This window comes from Rhodococcoides sp. S146-33 (genome assembly GCF_059489205.1).
The window spans coordinates 253746-271457 of sequence record NZ_JCAJWY010000004.1 but is presented as its reverse complement, the minus strand read 5'-3'; the positions used below and the strand labels follow the sequence as shown (position 1 = coordinate 271457).

At 64.0% G+C, this 17712-nt stretch carries 12 protein-coding genes; 2 read left to right on the top strand and 10 right to left on the bottom strand.

The window, feature by feature from the left end:
* Window positions 1–4: 4 nt before the first annotated feature.
* From AC5WEY_RS19085 to AC5WEY_RS19045, 9 genes are all read right to left on the bottom strand, one after another.
* Window positions 5–1090 carry a glycosyltransferase family 4 protein gene (locus AC5WEY_RS19085; protein ID WP_495647079.1) on the bottom strand — a complete coding sequence of 362 codons (1086 nt, stop codon included), beginning with the start codon at window positions 1088–1090 and terminating at the stop codon, window positions 5–7.
* 39 nt (window positions 1091–1129) lie between these two features.
* Complete coding sequence (locus AC5WEY_RS19080; protein ID WP_495647078.1) at window positions 1130–2395, bottom strand: hypothetical protein; 1266 nt, start codon at window positions 2393–2395, stop codon at window positions 1130–1132.
* Window positions 2382–3491 carry a glycosyltransferase gene (locus AC5WEY_RS19075; RefSeq protein WP_495647077.1) on the bottom strand — a complete coding sequence of 370 codons (1110 nt, stop codon included), beginning with the start codon at window positions 3489–3491 and terminating at the stop codon, window positions 2382–2384. The genes AC5WEY_RS19080 and AC5WEY_RS19075 overlap by 14 nt, the downstream gene beginning before the upstream one ends.
* Entirely contained in the window at window positions 3481–4746 is a 1266-nt protein-coding gene (locus AC5WEY_RS19070; RefSeq protein ID WP_495647076.1) for a YveK family protein, read from the bottom strand. The genes AC5WEY_RS19075 and AC5WEY_RS19070 overlap by 11 nt, the downstream gene beginning before the upstream one ends.
* A 243-nt stretch (window positions 4747–4989) precedes the next feature.
* Window positions 4990–6516: a flippase gene (locus tag AC5WEY_RS19065; protein ID WP_495647075.1), complete on the bottom strand. Its 1527-nt coding sequence runs from the start codon at window positions 6514–6516 to the stop codon at window positions 4990–4992.
* Window positions 6516–7568, bottom strand: coding sequence for a glycosyltransferase (locus tag AC5WEY_RS19060; RefSeq protein ID WP_495647074.1), 1053 nt, complete (start codon window positions 7566–7568; stop codon window positions 6516–6518). The genes AC5WEY_RS19065 and AC5WEY_RS19060 overlap by 1 nt, the downstream gene beginning before the upstream one ends.
* Window positions 7478–8851, bottom strand: coding sequence for an O-antigen ligase family protein (locus AC5WEY_RS19055; RefSeq protein WP_495647073.1), 1374 nt, complete (start codon window positions 8849–8851; stop codon window positions 7478–7480). Before AC5WEY_RS19055 ends, AC5WEY_RS19060 begins: the two co-directional genes overlap by 91 nt.
* Before the next feature lie 49 nt (window positions 8852–8900).
* Complete coding sequence (locus tag AC5WEY_RS19050) at window positions 8901–10367, bottom strand: sugar transferase (protein ID WP_495647172.1); 1467 nt, start codon at window positions 10365–10367, stop codon at window positions 8901–8903.
* A gap of 166 nt (window positions 10368–10533) precedes the next feature.
* The gene (locus AC5WEY_RS19045; protein ID WP_495647072.1) at window positions 10534–11241 is read right to left on the bottom strand and encodes a GAF domain-containing protein; all 708 of its coding nucleotides are present in this window, start codon (window positions 11239–11241) and stop codon (window positions 10534–10536) included.
* Between the two features lie 149 nt (window positions 11242–11390).
* Here AC5WEY_RS19045 and AC5WEY_RS19040 point away from each other — a divergent pair, with 149 nt between their 5' ends.
* Window positions 11391–12500, top strand: coding sequence for an endo-1,4-beta-xylanase (locus AC5WEY_RS19040; RefSeq protein WP_495647071.1), 1110 nt, complete (start codon window positions 11391–11393; stop codon window positions 12498–12500).
* A 44-nt stretch (window positions 12501–12544) separates the two neighbouring features.
* Window positions 12545–13465 carry an alpha/beta hydrolase gene (locus tag AC5WEY_RS19035; protein ID WP_495647070.1) on the top strand — a complete coding sequence of 307 codons (921 nt, stop codon included), beginning with the start codon at window positions 12545–12547 and terminating at the stop codon, window positions 13463–13465.
* On the opposite strand, the gene AC5WEY_RS19030 is transcribed toward AC5WEY_RS19035, so the two are convergent.
* Window positions 13459–17604, bottom strand: coding sequence for a bifunctional nitrate reductase/sulfite reductase flavoprotein subunit alpha (locus AC5WEY_RS19030; RefSeq protein ID WP_495647069.1), 4146 nt, complete (start codon window positions 17602–17604; stop codon window positions 13459–13461). The two genes, AC5WEY_RS19035 and AC5WEY_RS19030, sit on opposite strands and share 7 nt — an antisense overlap.
* Window positions 17605–17712: the final 108 nt, after the last annotated feature.

Genomic DNA, 17712 nt, shown 5'->3' with positions numbered 1-17712 from the left:
TCGGTCAGCTGGTCAGACGTGCCAATAGTTCGGGGAGAGTCTCACTGATGTCGTGGCGGCTTGCGACTCGGTATCGCGCGGCGCTTCCGAGTGCTCGTCGACGATCCGAATCGCCGACGACGGACGAGATTGCACCGGCGAGGGCAGCGGCGTCACCGGGCTCGACAAGAATTCCGGCACCGTCGGCGAGGAATTCATGGGTACCGCCATGGTCGGTTCCGATCACCGGCAGTCCGTACGACATCGCTTCGAGCACCGATAATGGACCGGCCTCCGGTGACGTACTTGCCGAGACGACCACATCCCATCTGCTCAGCGCAGACGGTGCGTCGGTGTGTCCGAGGAACTCGACCCGGCCCGCGAGGTCGGGTCGAGATGCGCGCTCGTGGAGTTCCGCCACGTACTCGCGATCACCGGGAAAGCTGCCCCCTGCCAGTTCGACCCGAATATCGGGGATCGCGGCCACTGCGTCGAGCAGTACTCGGTGGCCCTTCCACGGCGTGAGGAGGGCGAGGATCCCGACGACCGGCGGGGAATGCAGTTCTCCGCCCAAGCGAGGTACCGGCCACTGGACTCCGTTGTGCGACACGACCACCGGAAGGCCGGCCGCACGCAGTGGTACTGCCGTGGCGTCCGAGACCGATACCGCTACCCGTATTGCGGAGCGGGCGTAGCGGACCACCAGACGCTGTTTGAGGGACGTCATAGTGTCGTGGACCAGCCATGACGCGCCTCGGGGTGGGCGAGACAGGGTGGCGACCGGGAGGGCGAAGAGCGAGTTGACGACGGTGGCCGTATCCGGTTGGCGGGCGATCGCGCGGACCGCACGCGATGCGGTGACCCACCTCGCCACCATGCGAATCGCGGCGATGCCCCTGGCCGCTCCTCGTTCGCCACCCAGACCGAGTTCGCCGATCGGGATGTGTCGCGTCGTGTCGGGAATCCGATCGGCCAGTGGCCCGTTGGGGCAGGCGATGACAGTGTCGTGGCCGCGCCGCTCGGCCTCGTCGATCAGATCCAGCAGAACCTTTTCGGCACCGGAGACCTGCCCGGTGTGGGCGAGGAACAGCACTGTCGATCCAGAGGTCATGAGCGAGCCCGTCTGTGCGGCAAAGGTGGTTCTGGCGGATCAGTACACATCGCGGAGCAGTGCCACAGGGTCTTCGCACATTCTCCGCAACGCCGCGTCCATCACCTCGGCGTCGACCATCTTGCTGCAGAACGAGGCCGTGTACGTACGCCCGCCGGCGATCTCGGCGATGAGCATGGTGCAACCGTCCGGGCCGTCCGGTTCGAGTGATGCGGCCATTTGCCGGGGTCTGCCGTCGTCGGCCCAGTCGAGGTGGTCGAACACTCGGACGCGTCCGAGGTCGCTGACGGCCAGTCGCAACGTATCGGGCACCTCGACGACCGCATTCTCGTTGTGCGTCTGTGCCGAACGCCTGATGCGCGACGCCACATCGCGGAGATGTGACATCCCCAGTACTGCGATGGGCCAGCCGGATTCGATCACCTCACGCATTGCCGCGGCGATGCCGACGGGCGTCGTGTGTGCGGGAAGGTGAAGTGGAATGCCGACAGCAAAGTTCCCGTGCGAATTCTGCAGCGACGGATCGAGATAACGCCGACTGTTGAACAGCACCATGACGTGATCGGCGACGTCGACGGATTCCGCCCGCAGCGCTGCGGCCCACAGCGCGATGGAGACCGACGCCGCGGTCGCTCCGGGCATGTTCTCGGCCGTCCAGTGTTTGAGTTCTTCGACTCTGGTTGGGCTCATGTACCCGGCGCGGCTGACTTTGGCGGTTTCCCAATTCTCGATGCGACGACGGGGAGTGGACGTGGGGCCGGCCTCGATCCGATGGCGCGCACGCAACTTCCAGAAGTCCACCAGCGTCCTGGGATTGCGAGAGTAGTGTCGCCACAGTGCTTTCCAGGTAGTGCTCGACGGTAACCCCGCAGCGAGGCCGGGCACCAAGGTCCCCTCGGCATCATCACAGAAGGCCGCCAGCATCATGACGCCGATCTGGCCGTCCCCGATCCCGTGCGAGTAGTCCACTGCGAGGTGGTCGCCGAACACGACCACCTCGAGTGGGCTCGGTGAACCGTCCCGGTGCCGAATGTCGGTCAGCATCTGGCCCAGGTCGTCGGTGGCCCCGCTGCCCGTGACTACATTGTTGCCGGCGATGTCGTTGCGATACCGCCACTGTCGTGCATCCGCTCGTGGCTCCAGCGCAATGTGCGGTGCCGCGTCGACGTGTTCGGCGGCGATGAGCGTCGCACGCGTGCGCTCGACGTCGAGGCCCCTGACGGGTCCGATTGCCGTCACTATCCGAGTGTCGGCGAAGACACGATCCAACGCGGTCGAGCGGTAGGTGGCCTCAGCGGACGGCATCGACTACCTCCTGCATTCGACTGCGGAAGTTGGCCCGCGAAAAGCCCTCCGCCCAGGTCCGAATAGCTGCGCGATCGTAGTCTGCGGGATCGAACGAACGCATCGCCTCGGCGAACCCGGCGACGACTGCCTCGTCGGAGCCCGGCTGCACATGCAGGCCGGTCTTGCCTGGAATCACGGAGTCCATGGCACCGCCGTCACCCAGCGCGATGACCGGGGTTCCTGTTGCCATGGACTCGACGGGGACGATGCCGAAGTCTTCTACTCCGGGCATCAGCAGGGCACGCGTCGTTCGATGAAGCTCGAGTAGTTTCTCGTGTGAAACCCGTCCCAAGAAGGTCGTTTTCGGTCCGGCCAGTTCCCGGCAGGCGTCCATCGCACGGCCGTCTCCCGCCACCACGAGGGGCACGTCGGCCTCGGCGGCAGCGCGCACCGCGATGTCGGGACGCTTGTAGGGGACCAGTCGGCCGGCGAGCAGGAAGAAGTTCTCCCGCTCGATCGACGGGTCAGGAGTGAAGCCCTGGGTGTCCACCGGCGGATGGACCACCACGGCGTCGTCTCGGCCCCACCATTCTTCGATCCGGCGCGCGACGGCCGTCGAGTTGGCCACCACGGTCGTCAGTTTCGGTGCGGCAGCGATCTCGCATCGACGGGCCACGGCCGACAGCGCCGTCAGAATCGTCGCTCCGGCTCTGCCGCCGCCTTCGCCTGCGCGCAGTTCGGGGTCCCACGCCCACCGTGCAGGGCTGTGAACGTAGGCGATCACGGGGGAGTCGGTGGCGAACACGGCCTGTGTTGCAAAGGCGTGGTGGCTCACCACGACTGCGTCGTAACCCTTCAGTGGCATGCGACGGAACGCCAACGGCATCATCGGCAGAACGGGTGCGTACGACCGCTGGCCCAGCGCGTTGTACACACGATTGAGTCCGGATACGTGCGGTCCGCGACCGATGCCGTCCGGAACGCCGGACGGGCGCGAGATTGGCGCGAACACCTCGGCTTCGGGCCAATGCAGGGCGAGTTGTTCGATGACGTGTTCGGATCCGGCGATCTCGGTGAATCGTTCGTGTACAACGGCGATTCTGTCAGCTGGCATGGCGTTGGCCCTCCGGCGCGATCGGCTGCGCGGTCTGTTCGACGCGTCTGGACGAGTTCTTGTTCTGCAGCACGAGGTGAACTGGAATGTCGAAGTGGTCCAGTCGACGTAGTGCCGCAGTTGCTGCCTTCTTGTCTCGTCCACGCTTCGACACCAGCACCACGACCGTCTCGACCTCACCCACGTCGGTGTACTGCCACCACTGCTCGGACAAACCGAATTCTGCAGTGGCGCGCCGATCTCCAGTGGCCTGACCCTCGCCATGTGCAGATTCGAAGGCTGCACCTTCACCCACCAGCAGAAGGACAACACTGTCGCCCTTGGGTACAGCGTGCCGAGCGCCCCTCGAAGCGGGACGGTCACCACGCTCGAGCGCAGCGATCCGCGATGCAACGGCGGGTGGAATTGCGTCGCCGGTCGCCGGATCGAAATGTGCACCGTACTTGCGGGATACCCGACGGGCCCAGGAGCGGGAAGGCTTGCGGCCGAGACGTCCTCGAAGCAGCACGATCAGTTCGGCCGCAACGATGAGCGCAGCGAGCGCCGCGACGAGTGCCTCCGACACCGGTTTCGGCGACACCGGAGCGCTGCTCTGCTCGGGATTGGACAACACGACCAGTTGATCTCCGCTCGCAGTGGCTTCGAGTTCGCTTTGGCGCGTGCGTAGTTCGGCCAGCTCGGACAGAGAGGCCGGCCTACTCGGATCGTCGGCCGGTAGCGCGTCGACCCGCGACTGCTGTGCATCGATGGCGGACTGCCCCTCGTCCGTCCGCTCCTGCGAGTCTCGGAGTGCATTGGCACTCGACGTGCTCGCCATCGCCGACACCATTGCTCGAGCCAGATCTGCAGAGAGCGCCGGAGACCCGGTCGTCACCGTCACGGTCAGCAGCGCGGGTGACGTGCCGGGCGAGAGCTCCACGCTCGATGCCAGTTCCGTGGCATCCATGTCGGCATCGACCTCGGTGAGGACCTGATCGAGCACGCCACTGTCGGTGGCCAACTCGATGAACGGCGCGCGCATCTGTTCGATGAACGCATCACCCGGTACCAGAGTCTGGGCCGGCTTGATCTCGGCGACGATCGATGCGGCGTACTGCTTGTCGGTGAGTTCACTCCTGACGTAGAAAACGCCTGCACCAACCAGCACTGCGACGATCAGAGCCGGCAGCAGGGCGCGACCGAGTTCGCGCATGTGTCCCGCCAGATCGATAGGGGGTGGAACATCGCCTCGGTGGACGGCATCGTGGACGGACATCAACCGCTTATCCTTCCGTCGTCGATGCGAGCGGATGTACCGCTTCGGTGATGGGTAAAGCCGACGGACTCGATGATAGCCGGGCGCGAGCTCTGTTCGCGTAACCGTGCCGGTGGTGAATGGAACTGCACATCAACAACATTCGCGGAAAAAGTGTATCGGTTTGTTATCCACCCGGAAGCCGACCTCGGCTCTGGGAGTCCGGGTCCGAAGCGGGCGTTGTGTCCGCTGTGTTCGATGTCTTCACTCGGAGAGCGCACGGTGTCGTCCTTTCTCTGCCGATCCGGGTAGAGGCGACTCGACGAGTCCGATGGCGACGAACGCATACAGCGAAGCCGCGACCAGTATTGCCGCCGCAACCGATATCAGCAGCCATAGTTCGGGGTAGTGCTGCACCAGTGACCAACCGCCCGCCGTCGTGGCCGCGGTTACCACTAGAATTACCGAAAGTGATTGCACTGGAAGTAGTTTGGATACGGGCATACTGCGTCCGATCACGATCCACAGCAGTATCAAGGTGGTTCCGATCGTCGCGACTGTCGAGATTGCAGCTCCGTCGTACGACATGCGGGGGATCAGGACGAGGTTCAACCCGATGTTCAGGGCCAGACCGACCAGCGCGACCACTGGGTAGTGGCGCTGCATACCGGCCGATGCGAGCAGGAAGATGCCGAGCATCACCAACGACATCAGCGCTGCGCCGATCACGAGCAGACGCGCCGCGTGAGCTCCGTCGACGAAGCTGTCGCCGTACAGCAGGCCGATCAACGGCTCGGCCGACGGAACGAACGCCGCAACTGCCATCGCGCCGAACAGGGCGAACAGCAGTGCAGCCGAACGGGAGCGCGCTCGAAAAGCCGTGGTGTCGTGGGGCCACGACGCGACGAGGAGGGTGCTGATCGGTGCCACCGCCGCCAACACGAAGGTATCGATCATGTCCGAGAATTTGTAACCGATGGAGTACAGACCCACAGCCTCGAACGTGTCGAGGAGGCTGAGCATCAGCATGTCGATCTTGAGCATGGCAATGGTGAGGGCGAAGCCGATCGCGAGCGGCACGGCCTCTCTCAGGTACGGACCCCAGCGACGCACTTCGATGTGCCGCGACGGTCGGAGCCCGATGGACCGGTTACCGATGCCGAAACCCTTGGTGGCCAGTTTGAACACCTCGTTGACCACTGCTGGAAGTACGAAGATGAGCAGGGTGGGGGCCAATACGGCTGCCAACACCGTCAACGCCAATTGAATTGCTTGACCGGCACTTTCGGCCACAGCCACCAGGACCAATCGGTGACGGCTCTGGAACAGCACGCTCAAGGCGTGCCCCGGCGTGGCGAAGACCACCACCAGCCCACCCAGAACGGTCGCCAGGACGACCTCGCTCGGATACTGCAGCAGGAGAACGTATGCGACGGCCAGTACGTATCCCACCAATCCGAGAGCGGTTCGCAGAGCGAGGAACGACGACGCAGTGCGACCGATTTCCTCGGGATCGTCGTCCATCAACTTCGCCAGCACGACGCGTCCGACTCCCAGATCGGTCACGACGGACATCAGACCGAGCAGCGCGAAGACGAAGCTGAACTGACCCCATTCCTCCGCTCCGAGCGATCTTGCGATGATGACGCTACCGACCCAGCCGAGCGCAGCAATGATCACTCGGCTGATGAGAACCGCGATGGTGGCCTTCGCTGCTGCTTTCGGATCGGCAGCGATCGCCCGGTAGTCCGGGGGTTGTTCGGTGCCGTCGAGCGCGAGCTCGTCGGACATCAGGCCACGCCCGCAGCGCGATACGCGTCGGCGGTGAGCTCCGCAGTTCGGCGCCAGCTGATCTCACGGGATGCGTCGGCCGCCGCGTCGACCAGCGCTGCCCTGGCATCCGCGTCGAAGACGATGGGTTTCATAGCATCCACCCAATCGTCCATGTTCTCCGATCCGACGAGAATTGCACCGTCTCCGACGACGTCGGGAAGGGCACCAACTGCACTGGCGACGACCGCTCCACCCGAGGCCATGGCCTCGACGGGCGGCAGACCGTACCCCTCGTACCGCGAGGCGTACGCGGTGATGGTCGCGGCGGCGTAGAGGGCGGACAAGTCTTCCACGTCGACGTATCCGAGACCTCGCGAATTACGGGGAGCATCCGGCCCGGTCGAGCCTGCTCCGGCCAGCAGGCAGGGGACTCCGAGGCTCTCTGCAGCATCGGCTACCAGCTGAACGTTCTTGCGAGGCTCCACCGTTCCGACCTGAATGACGAACCGATCCGGTAGGTCGTATTTCGACCGAACGGCGTCGATGCGGGCCTCGGTGGGCACGGTGGCCCACGCAGCGGGTGCCAAGCCGACCACCGTGGCGTCTCGCCCGCTGACAGCTTTGATCCGATCCGCGGTGAATTGTGAGACCGCCACGAGCAGATCGGCGCGGCGTAGGGCGCGCCGCACCAATCGCTGTTCACCCAGTGCACGGAAACGGCTCGACGCCGACGGCATGTCGATGACCGAAAGATCGTGGACTGTCGCGACAGTGAACGCTGTGGTGAAGAACGGTAGGTCGACGTCGAGGCCGTGCATGACGTCGCACTGCTCGACCGGCAGGGCACCGAGCACTGCGCGAGCCGCACCACTGGTGACCGGTCGTTCGATCGCGCGGACCGCGGGCGACAGTTCCCCGACGGCGTCGCGTTGGACGACCGCAGCGAGTTCTGCTCCGGGCAGACACTGAGGTAGTTCGTTCAGGAGCTCGCGAATGTAGGTCTGTACGCCGCTTCCGCCCGGCCGGAGGGCGAGCGCCCCGAAAACGATTCGTGTTGCGCTGCTGCGCATCCCACCACTCCTAACAAGAGCCAGAAATAGACATCGATCGGAAAGATCTCGAAATACGTGGAGACGAGGCTCGCGAACATGGCCGCGACGATCGAGGCTCCTACCCCGAGCGCAAGGGCACCGTCTGCACCCGGCAGTGCACGCGAGAGACGCGTGCACCACAGCAGCGACGTCACCAGCAGGGCCACCACTGCCCACAGGCCGATCGGCCCCAGTTCGAGCAGAGCCTTCACGTAGTAGTTGTCGGGTTGGTAGTTGGTCGAAAGCCCGGACTGCGTGAACGCAACACCCTCGGCGGTGGAAATGCGGTCTGCCGCAGACCCGCTCGATCCCAGTCCCGTTCCGACCGGATGGATCAGGATACTGGCGATGATGTTGGCCCAGCCGTCGCCACGTTGACCCAGGCTGCTCGACGAGAAGAAGACCGACGTGATCTTGGGAACGAAGGGCACTGCGACCGCTACGGCCGTTGCAACGAGAGCGAGTGGCGCAGCGAGGTAGCGGAAGCGCACCGCGATCAAGTAGATCAACCCGACCGCGAGCCCGAGAATCGCTCCTCGAACGATCGAACTGGACATCGCTACGACCATCATCGGAGACGCGCAGAGGAACAGCGTATTTCGACGACGGCGTGGATCGGCCAGCGCTACCGCACCGCCCACGAGCAACGCCAACATCACGTACAGGCCGAAGGGGAACGGCAGGTTGAACGTGCTGAACGTGCGCAGTAGTCCACCGGAAGTCCGGACCTGCGTGCCGTACTCGTAGCCCAGCGACACCAGTGCCGCCGGTCCGGCCACCAGCTGTGCGATGCCGACCACCGAGGTGAAGACACCCATACCCATGAGGAGGGAGACGAGGTGGTCGCGGTCTTCGGCGTCGAACGGCGCGAGCCACATCACGACGACCAACAGCACGTAGAAGAACGTCACCTTGATCCCGAATACGCCGACGATGCCGAACGTCGCGAACGCGGAGACGCTGCCGAATACGACGAACAGAGCCGCCGCGGGCCACCATGGCATGAACACCCGCGGCGTCGAGCCATGGACGTGTCGTGGTCGACGCATCCATGCACACAGCACCGTGAAGACGACGAGGCCCTCTTTCCAGCCGGATACGACTCCGGGAAGCGGGACCAGAACGAGAAGTCCGTGCAGTGGAACCAGCGCCGCCAAGAGCAACACTCCGCGCTGCGGTCGCCGGTAGATTGCGCGTGCCACCACGCAACCGAGTGCGAGGACTAGCGCTGCGCCGAAGGCGAGAGCGACGTAGGTGATCATCGGACGACCCGAACGTGCTGCCCGCGCTCGTATCGGGTGCAGAACACGGTCAGTCCTCGGCGCGCTTGAGAACGGCCAGAACCGTCAGGAAGAGGATCTTGACGTCGAGCCAAACGGACCAGTTCTCGATGTAGTAGTTGTCCCATTCTGCGCGGTCGGCGATCGATGTCTGGCCGCGAAGTCCGTGAACCTGAGCCCATCCCGTCACGCCGGCCTTCACCCGATGGCGCTCGCCGTACCGACGGATCTGCATCTCGAACAGATCGACGTACTCGGGCCTTTCCGGCCGCGGGCCGACCAGGCTCATATCGCCGCGAAGGACGTTGAGAAGCTGGGGTAGTTCGTCCAACGAAGTCTGACGCATGATCTTGCCGATGCGCGTTCGCCGGTCGACGCCCTCGACGCCACCGGGTGCGTCCCCGGCCTTGCGCTCGAACACGGCGTCCGACGCGCGCGGGGGCCGCATGGAACGAAACTTCAGGCAATCGAAGGGCAAGCCGTCACGCCCGATTCGCTCCTGCGCGAAGAAGATCGGGCCGGGGGAGCTCAGGCGCACGAGCAGCATCAGCGTCAGGAAGACGGGGGAGAGCAGCAGGAGACCGAACGCGGTCAGGACTCGATCGAGAACACCTTTGAGGGCGAACTGCCAGCCTTTGGGGTTCACGTGCGGCAGCACCATCAACGGCAGGCCGCCGATGTGCTCGACTCGGGTGTTGCCGCCGACCGCGTCGTACAACCTGGGAACTACCCAGACTCGCATACCGAGTCGGTGCGCAATTCTGATGGCACCGACCAACTCTCGGTCTTCGGTCGGCGCAAATGCGACTATCAACTCCTCGGCACCGGTTTTGCGGGCGACCGTCTCGAAGTCGCCGGGCAAACCGAGGTACGGAAGATCGGGCACTCCACTGCCCGGTGAAACATCGGCGATCGGTGCCTCGCCGATATAACCGACCGGGGCGAGACCGTACTCTGGGAACTGTCTTGTGCGCGCGACGAGTTGGTGGGCAATCGGATCGTTTCCGAGGACGATGGTCGGTGCCGCGGAGCCGAACCTCGAACGGATCAAGCGCTGAATGACAACACGGATCAGGCGAGCGATAGCGACGGTGAACGCTGTGAGCAACCACAGACGCAGCACGACCGCACTGGGTCGGTAGTCCGTGTCGGCCAGGAACATCGCGACCAGCAGGGCGAGTGACGCGAAAGCGACTGCCGTCTCTGCCGGGCCGATTTCGTCGAGGAAGTTGCGACGGAGGCTGCGCCGGTACATGGACTTACCGGCGAGAACGAGGATCAGTAGCGGTAGATAAAGCCAGGGCAGCCAACCGGTCTCGGTGAGGCTGCCGGAGTACCACAGCAGTGCGCCCACGAGCGCGATGGTTCCGGCGAGCACGTCGACTGCGACGGTGATCGCGGTGTTCAACGGATCGACTCGAAGTCTGTCCACGAGTGTGCGACGGGCCACGACGGCGTCGGGGTCGGTGGCCCGCGGGCGAGTGTGCGGTGATTCCAGTGTTTCGGGCACAGCTTCTTCCCGGTGGCTAGTTTCGAGTGGGTTCGTCCTGAATATCCCATTCAATGTATACCGCCCAGAAAGAGGTCACCCGGTCGACTTCATGAAAAAAACTCGAAGTCGGGTGAGTGCCGAAAAACGTATTAGCCGACAGGAAAAACGGCCATTAATCGAAAACTCGCTCTCGAATAATCCAGGCCAAATCCTGCAGAATTTGGATGTGACCGGTGGTCCACTGCCTCGGCTGTCGATCCCACACGCAGAGGGTGCCCACAGAATGGCCGTCGTCGTCGACGAGTGGAACTCCGAGGTAGGAAACGAACAGATTGCTCTGGACCGCCGGATGATCCTTGAGGGCGTCGTTGAGTCTCGCGTCCTCTACCACCAGCGGCTGGCCCAGATCGATCGCATAACGGCAGATGGACGTTTCGAGGGGAACCTCTTGCGCGCCATCGAGTTCCGACGGCAGTCCGAGTGCACTCTTGAAGTACTGACGTTTGTCGTCGAGAAGCGAGAATGCGGCCGACGGAGCGTTCAATGCATCGGCGACCATCGCGACGATCCGGTCGTAGCCGGCGTCGGATCCGGTGTCCATCAACCCTGTCCGAGTCACTGCTGCCAGCCTCTCGGGGTCGTCGATCGGGGTACCGAATGCCCGCGTCACCTCGACCGGTTCGACGCCTTTCTCCGAGGCGGCCTGCAAAGCTCGCAGCAACGCACCTACGTCGGAGTCCTGATCGTCGGACAGTTCACGAACGAGTCGGTCCACCACTGCGCGCCGAACGAATTCTTCGGTGGAAAGCCCGGATTTCTCCGCTTGCCGGGCGAGTAGCTCGTTCAGACGCTCGTCGAAACCGGGAAAGCCTGTAGTCATTGGGCAAATGGTAGTACAGGCAATGTTGTCGTACCGATGACTGCCGCAAGAAGGTACCTTTCGGTTCTCGAAAGTGCTGCGCCTTTGCCACAATACGTATGACAATCCATTCGTGAATGACTGCGCGCCTTTGTTGCTAGCATCTGCAGATGTCAGCGAATGCAGCTCTCCGGTCTACTGCGGTTCTGGCGGCTCTGATGCTGTCGTTCGTGGCGACTCCCGGAGCCGGCGCAGCCCCCGTCGCGAGAACGCAGTCGAGTCCAGCCCAGTGTGGTGGAGAGTCCGACGCTGTCCGTATCGGAGTATCACCGGGTGCAGCAATCGCGAGCCTGTCCTCGACGGACCTCGATCGTGAGCTCTCCTTGGCCAAGGACGCAGGTGCCTTCGCCGTCCGACTCGACTTGGACTGGGGCTTGATCGAGCCGACTCGCGGCGCGTTCGACTGGGCGCTGAGCGACCGCATCATCGATGCCGTCGTCGCCCATGGAATGTGCCCGTACGGCATCGTGGGCTACACGCCGCGGTGGGCTCGCGTGCCCGCCGCGATCGACAACCCGCATGCGCGACCGGCTGACCCCGCCCAATTCGCGTCGTTCGCGCGCACCGTCGTCCAGCGGTACCAGGACCGAATGAGCCTGTGGGAGGTGTGGAACGAGCCGAACCTCGTGTCGTTCTTCGCACCGGCCCCCGACGTGGCTGCCTACTCGGCGCTGCTACGCGCGACGTATCAAGCGATCAAGCAGGTTCAACCCAACTCCACTGTGCTCGCGGGCGGGATGGCTCCGGCCGAGACCACACAGGGCAACATCACCGGGACGACCTTCCTGTCCTCGATGTACGAGCAGGGAGCCAATCTGTACTTCGATGCCTTCAACGTCCACCCGTACACGTGGCCGTATCTCCCGAACGATCCCGGCACGTCGTCGTGGAATACCGCCATGAAGATGTGGCCCATGCGGGATGTCATGGTCGCGGGCGGTGACTCGCACAAGCAGATCTGGATCACCGAATTCGGTGCACCGACAGGAACCAACCCGAACAGCGTGTCCGAGCAGGTTCAATCCGACACCATCGGCATCATTCTCGACGCAGTCCTGGGCACCGACTGGCTCGGCCCCGCATTCGTGTATTCACTGCGCGACTCGGGAACCGACACCTCGGACGTCGAGCAGAACTTCGGATTGCTTCATCGGGACTGGACGCCGAAGCTGGCGTACGCCCGTGTCGACGCTTTTGCCGCCGAGCACTCGGCGCCGTAGGACCGTCGGTTCCGCTTCCGATCGTGGTGGGCTATGGTCTGCCCATGAATTCGCAGCCGGGGGGCGCGGTACCCGACCGTACAGACATCACGTTCCAGTCCGATGGGGTCGACTGTGCGGCCTGGCTGTACCTGCCGGACAGTCCCGAGCCGGCTCCGGTGATCGTGATGGCTCACGGCCTCGGCGGTACCCGGGAAATGCGGCTCGACGCTTACGCCGAGCGCTTCCGTGCCGCCGGGTACGCATGCCTCGTCTTCGACTATCGCTACTTCGGGGCCAGCGGCGGTGAGCCGCGCCAACTGCTCGACATCGAATCGCAGCTGCAGGACTGGGCGTCGGCCATCGCTCATGCGCGTTCGCGCACCGATGTGGACAACACTCGCATCGTGTTGTGGGGCTCGTCGTTCGGCGGTGGCCACGTCATCGTCGCTGCCGCCCGAGACCAGAAGGTTGCGGCCGTCGTGGCGCAGTGCCCGTTCACCGACGGAATTGCATCGGGACTCGCGTCGAACACCTGGACGTCGATGAAGTTGTCCGGTCGGGCGCTCGGTGATCTGGCGGGATCGGTGGTCGGGCGGCCGCCGCTGATGGTGGCGACCGCCGGGCGACCGGGGACGACGGCACTGATGACGTCGCCCGACAGTTACGACGGGTACCTGGCTCTCGCGCCGGACGCCGACGAGTCGTTCCACAACCGGGTGGCTGCCAGAGTCGCGCTGCAGATCGTGCGGCACCGGCCCGGACGTCGAGCCAAGGATGTTCGTTGCCCTATTCTGTTCGTGGTCTGCGAGACGGACTCGGTCGCTCCGGCGAAGGCCACTCTGCGCTACGCACGAACGGCACCGCTAGGCGAGGTCAAGACCTACGAGGCCGGTCATTTCGCCATCTATCTGGGCGAGCCGTTCGAGCGGGTGGTGGCAGACCAGATCGAGTTCTTGACCCGCACGGTCCCACCGACTCAGTAGACGTCGCGCACGTACCGCTTTTCGGCAGCAAGGGCTTTGACGTAGGCTTCGGCGCTGCTCGGGGCGAGCTTCCCGTGCTGGGCCACCACGCCCTTCAGTGCTGCATCGACGTCCTTGGCCATTCTGGACGCATCGCCGCAGACGTAGAAGTGGGCACCTCGGTGAATCCAGTTCCACAGCTCGCTGCCGTGTTCGCGCATGCGATCCTGCACGTAGACCTTGTCCTTCTGGTCCCGAGAGAAGGCGACGTCGAGACGATCGAGCGACCCGTCGCTCAACATCGCCGTCAGCTCGTCGCGGTAGTAGAAGTCCGTGTCGGCGTGTTGCTCACCGAAGAACAGCCAGTTCTTACCGGTATGACCGAGTGCGCGCCGCTCGTGCAGGAACGCTCGGAACGGGGCGATGCCAGTGCCGGGGCCGACCATGATCATGGGCGTGGTGGGGTCCTCCGGTGGCTTGAAATGCGAGGACTTCTGCACGAAGATTCCCACCTCGTGGTTTGCCGCGTGGTCGGCCAGATAGGTCGAGCACACGCCACGTCGCGGAACTCCGTGCACGTTGTACCGCACTGCCGAGACAGTCACCTGTACCTCGTCGGGATTCTCCTTCGGGCTCGACGAAATCGAATACAGACGCGGCTGCAGCGGTTTGAGAACGCTCAACCAGTCGTCCACCGAAGCCCGAACCGGATGTGCAGCAAGCACATCGATCGACTGACGACCCCACATCCAGTCGGACAAAGCATGCTTGTTGTCGGGATGCAGCATCGCCTCCAGGTCGTCGTCCGCCGTCCGTCGATGGACGAACTTCAGCAGATCAGGCGTCGCACGAGCGATTTCGAGGTGGCGGCTCAGCGCCGTGCGCAGCGTCATCGAGCCGTGTTCAGCGAGTTCGACAGCGGTGTCACGGTCCAGGCCGGTGGCCTCGAGCCACTCGTCGACATAGGCGTCGCTGTTACGCGGCCAGACCCCCAGTGCGTCACCGACCTCGTAATCGAGTGTTCCTGCGGGTAGATGAAAGCCGAGTTGGCGCACGTCCTTCATGGATCCGCGCGAACTCAATACTCGGTTGCGCACGAGCGTCGTCACCAGCGGCGATTTCTTGCTGTACCGCTCCGGCTCCGCTCGGGTCTGCGGGACGGTGCGCGGAGCAGGCTCCACCTGTGCGTCGTTGGAGCTGGTGGTGCCGTCATCGTGCCGGAGCCGATCGACCACCGCATCGAGCCACGCCCCCGCCTCGGCCTCGTAATCGGGTTCGCAGTCGACTCGTTCGAGGAACCGGGTGGCACCCAATTCGGTGAGGCGCTCGTCGATCCTGCGTCCGTGGCCGCAGAAGTCGGCGTAGCTCGAATCACCGAAAGCGAGTACGGCATAACGGATTCCCGCAAGCTTCACGGTGGACTCGGCGACGAGACTGTCCCAGAACGTCGCGCCGTTGTCGGGCGCTTCCCCGTCGCCGGTAGTACTGCTGACGATCAGCACATCGGCCTCGGCAGGCAGACGTTCGACGGTGAACGTATCCATCGAGTGTTCGGCAATCGTCAGACCGGCTCCCCTCAGGTGGGAGAGACAGGACTGGGCGTACTCCTCGGCGGTGCCGGTCTGGGAGGCCCAGAGCAACAGCACCGGCCGTCGGTCCGGATCAGCGGTATCGGCCGATACTCCGGAAGTGGCACCGTCGGTGTCGGGTCTACGCGAGAACAGGCCCGCGAGAACGCCGTCGAGCCACGCGTGGGTCTCGGGGGACAGGGAAGTCTTCGACGGCAGAGCGGGCGTTCCCGCTGCGCTGCGGCCTGCCTCACTGCCCAGACCTTCGAGAAGTCCTGCGATGTAACGCTGCTCGATGACAGTCAACGGTTCTGCCGGGCGCGCAGGCCGGCCGACGATTGCGGCGAGTGCATCGACCGGGTCCTCGGAATGCTCGTAGACTACGGGTGAGAGTGGTTGGGCTACAGTAACTTTGGTGAGGGTGACAGCGCACGCCTTGAACTCGGGCTGTTGAGAATACGGATCGATCGCGTCGTTGGTGACCGCATTGATCGCCAAATTCTCGCCGAACTCGTCACTCCAGTGAAACGGTGCGAAGCAGTTGCCCGGGAGAACTCGATCGGTGACGACAGCCGGCAGCACCGCTCGGCCGCGGCGGGATGAAATTTCCACACTGTCGCCGTCGGCCACACCGAGTCGGTCGGCATCGATGGTGTGTAACTCGACGAACGGGCCAGGATCGAGCTTGTTCAGCTTGGCGACCTTGCCGGTCTTGGTCATGGTGTGCCACTGATGGGGAAGACGACCGGTATTGAGCACGAACGGGTAGTCGTCGTCGGGCATCTCGGCCGGCGCCATGCTCGGCCTGGCGAAGAACTGTGCTCGGCCGCTGGGGGTGGGGAACGACAGTGCGGGAATCGATCCGTCCTCGCGGACGCGTTGTCTCTGGCTGACACCGTCGTTGAGGTAGCGGATCGGATTTCTGGTGTTCGTTGCGCCGGGCGGGCACGGCCACTGGAGTGGATTCTCGCGCAGGCGCTCGTAGGTGACCCCCCGGATGTCGTAGCCGGTGTCGGGGTTCCAGAATTGCTTGATCTCCTCGAACACCTCCTCGGCACTCGAATAGGTGAATGCCTCCGAATATCCCAGTGCGCAGGCCATGTCGGCGATGATCTTCCAATCCGGCAGTGCCCCGCCCGGTGCCGCGACTGCCGGTTGGAACAGGGTCAGGTTGCGCTCGGAATTGACCATCACGCCCTCGGCTTCGGTCCACAGCGCCGCGGGAAGCATGACATCTGCATAGCCGTTGGTCTCGGTGTCGGCGAATGCATCCTGGGTGATCACCAATTCGGCGCGCTCGAGTCCCTCGATCACGGTCGTTCGATTGGCCACGGACGCAACCGGATTGGTGCAGATGATCCAACAGGCCTTGATCTCACCTGCGGCCAGCTTCGAGAACATCTCGATGGTTCCGCCGCCGACATCGGTGCGGAGCGTCCCTTCGGGGATACCCCATCGATCCTCGACGAATACACGGTCGACATCGCTGATCACCGATCGCTGTCCCGGGAGTCCTGGACCCATGTAGCCCATTTCCCGTCCGCCCATGGCGTTCGGTTGCCCGGTCAACGAGAAGGGTCCGCTTCCGGTCTTGCAGATGGCTCCGGTGGCCAGATGGAGATTGCACAGCGCGTTGGTGTTCCAGGTGCCGTGGGTCGACTGGTTGAGGCCCATGGTCCAGCAGCTCATCCAATTGTTCGCGGCACCGATCATCGCGGCCGCCGCACGGAGGTCTTTCTCGTCGAGACCTGTTGCAGCACAAACGTTGTCCGGAGTGTAGTCGGCAAGGAATTCCGGCATCGCGTCCCACCCATCGGTGAACTCGGCGATGAATCGTGGGTCGGTGTTGCCGTCCTCGACGAGGAGCGCAAGTAACCCGTTGAGCAGGGCGAGGTCCGATCCCGGCTCGAGCTGCAGGTGTAGGTGGGCCTTGTCAGCGGTGGCGGTGCGTCGAGGGTCGACGACGATCAGCTTCGCGCCGGCTTTGACACGGTCCATCATTCGCAGAAACAGGATGGGGTGGCAGTCGGCCATGTTGGAGCCGATGACAAGAAAGACGTCGGCGTGGTCGAAGTCCTCGTAGGACCCGGGCGGCCCGTCGGCACCGAGCGACTGTTTGTAGCCGGTTCCCGCACTCGCCATGCACAGACGTGAGTTGGATTCGATCTGGTTGGTGCCGATGAATCCCTTGGCCAACTTGTTCGACAAGTATTGTGCCTCGATCGACATCTGCCCCGACACGTACAGGGCCACTGCATCGGGACCGTGCTCGTCGATGATGGTGCGGAGCCGCCGGGCGGCGTCGTGGATCGCCACCGCGGTGTCCGTGCTGTCCGGACGCTCGCCGCGGCGATGCCGAATCTGTGCTTTTTCGAGCCGACCGGGTGCGGCCAACATGTCTGCGGTGGTCGTCCCTTTGGTGCACAGGCGGCCGAAGTTGGCCGGGTGCGTCTTGTCCCCGATGGACTTGGTCACGGCGGGCTTGCCGACCGGGGGGCATGCGCCGGCAGATGTCGAGAGGCCCCCGACCTGCAGCACCATGCCGCAACCCACGCCGCAGTAGGCGCAGAGTGTCTTCACCGTGGTGACCATGGATTCCACAGTGCCTGGTTCAGGGTGCGCGGCCATTACACGTCAGTTAGCCATATATGACGTTGTCCTCACCGTGCTGGGCCGGGACTGGTGATCTCGTGACGCGAC

What these genes read in the sequence shown, in the direction of transcription:
- AC5WEY_RS19085 (WP_495647079.1), bottom strand. Translation starts at nt 1,090, where the DNA reads ATGACCTCTGGATCGACAGTGCTGTTCCTCGCCCACACCGGGCAGGTC.
- AC5WEY_RS19080 (WP_495647078.1), bottom strand. Translation starts at nt 2,395, where the DNA reads ATGCCGTCCGCTGAGGCCACCTACCGCTCGACCGCGTTGGATCGTGTC.
- AC5WEY_RS19075 (WP_495647077.1), bottom strand. Translation starts at nt 3,491, where the DNA reads ATGCCAGCTGACAGAATCGCCGTTGTACACGAACGATTCACCGAGATC.
- AC5WEY_RS19070 (WP_495647076.1), bottom strand. Translation starts at nt 4,746, where the DNA reads ATGTCCGTCCACGATGCCGTCCACCGAGGCGATGTTCCACCCCCTATC.
- AC5WEY_RS19065 (WP_495647075.1), bottom strand. Translation starts at nt 6,516, where the DNA reads ATGTCCGACGAGCTCGCGCTCGACGGCACCGAACAACCCCCGGACTAC.
- AC5WEY_RS19060 (WP_495647074.1), bottom strand. Translation starts at nt 7,568, where the DNA reads ATGCGCAGCAGCGCAACACGAATCGTTTTCGGGGCGCTCGCCCTCCGG.
- AC5WEY_RS19055 (WP_495647073.1), bottom strand. Translation starts at nt 8,851, where the DNA reads ATGATCACCTACGTCGCTCTCGCCTTCGGCGCAGCGCTAGTCCTCGCA.
- AC5WEY_RS19045 (WP_495647072.1), bottom strand. Translation starts at nt 11,241, where the DNA reads ATGACTACAGGCTTTCCCGGTTTCGACGAGCGTCTGAACGAGCTACTC.
- AC5WEY_RS19040 (WP_495647071.1), top strand. Translation starts at nt 11,391, where the DNA reads ATGTCAGCGAATGCAGCTCTCCGGTCTACTGCGGTTCTGGCGGCTCTG.
- AC5WEY_RS19035 (WP_495647070.1), top strand. Translation starts at nt 12,545, where the DNA reads ATGAATTCGCAGCCGGGGGGCGCGGTACCCGACCGTACAGACATCACG.
- AC5WEY_RS19030 (WP_495647069.1), bottom strand. Translation starts at nt 17,604, where the DNA reads ATGGTCACCACGGTGAAGACACTCTGCGCCTACTGCGGCGTGGGTTGC.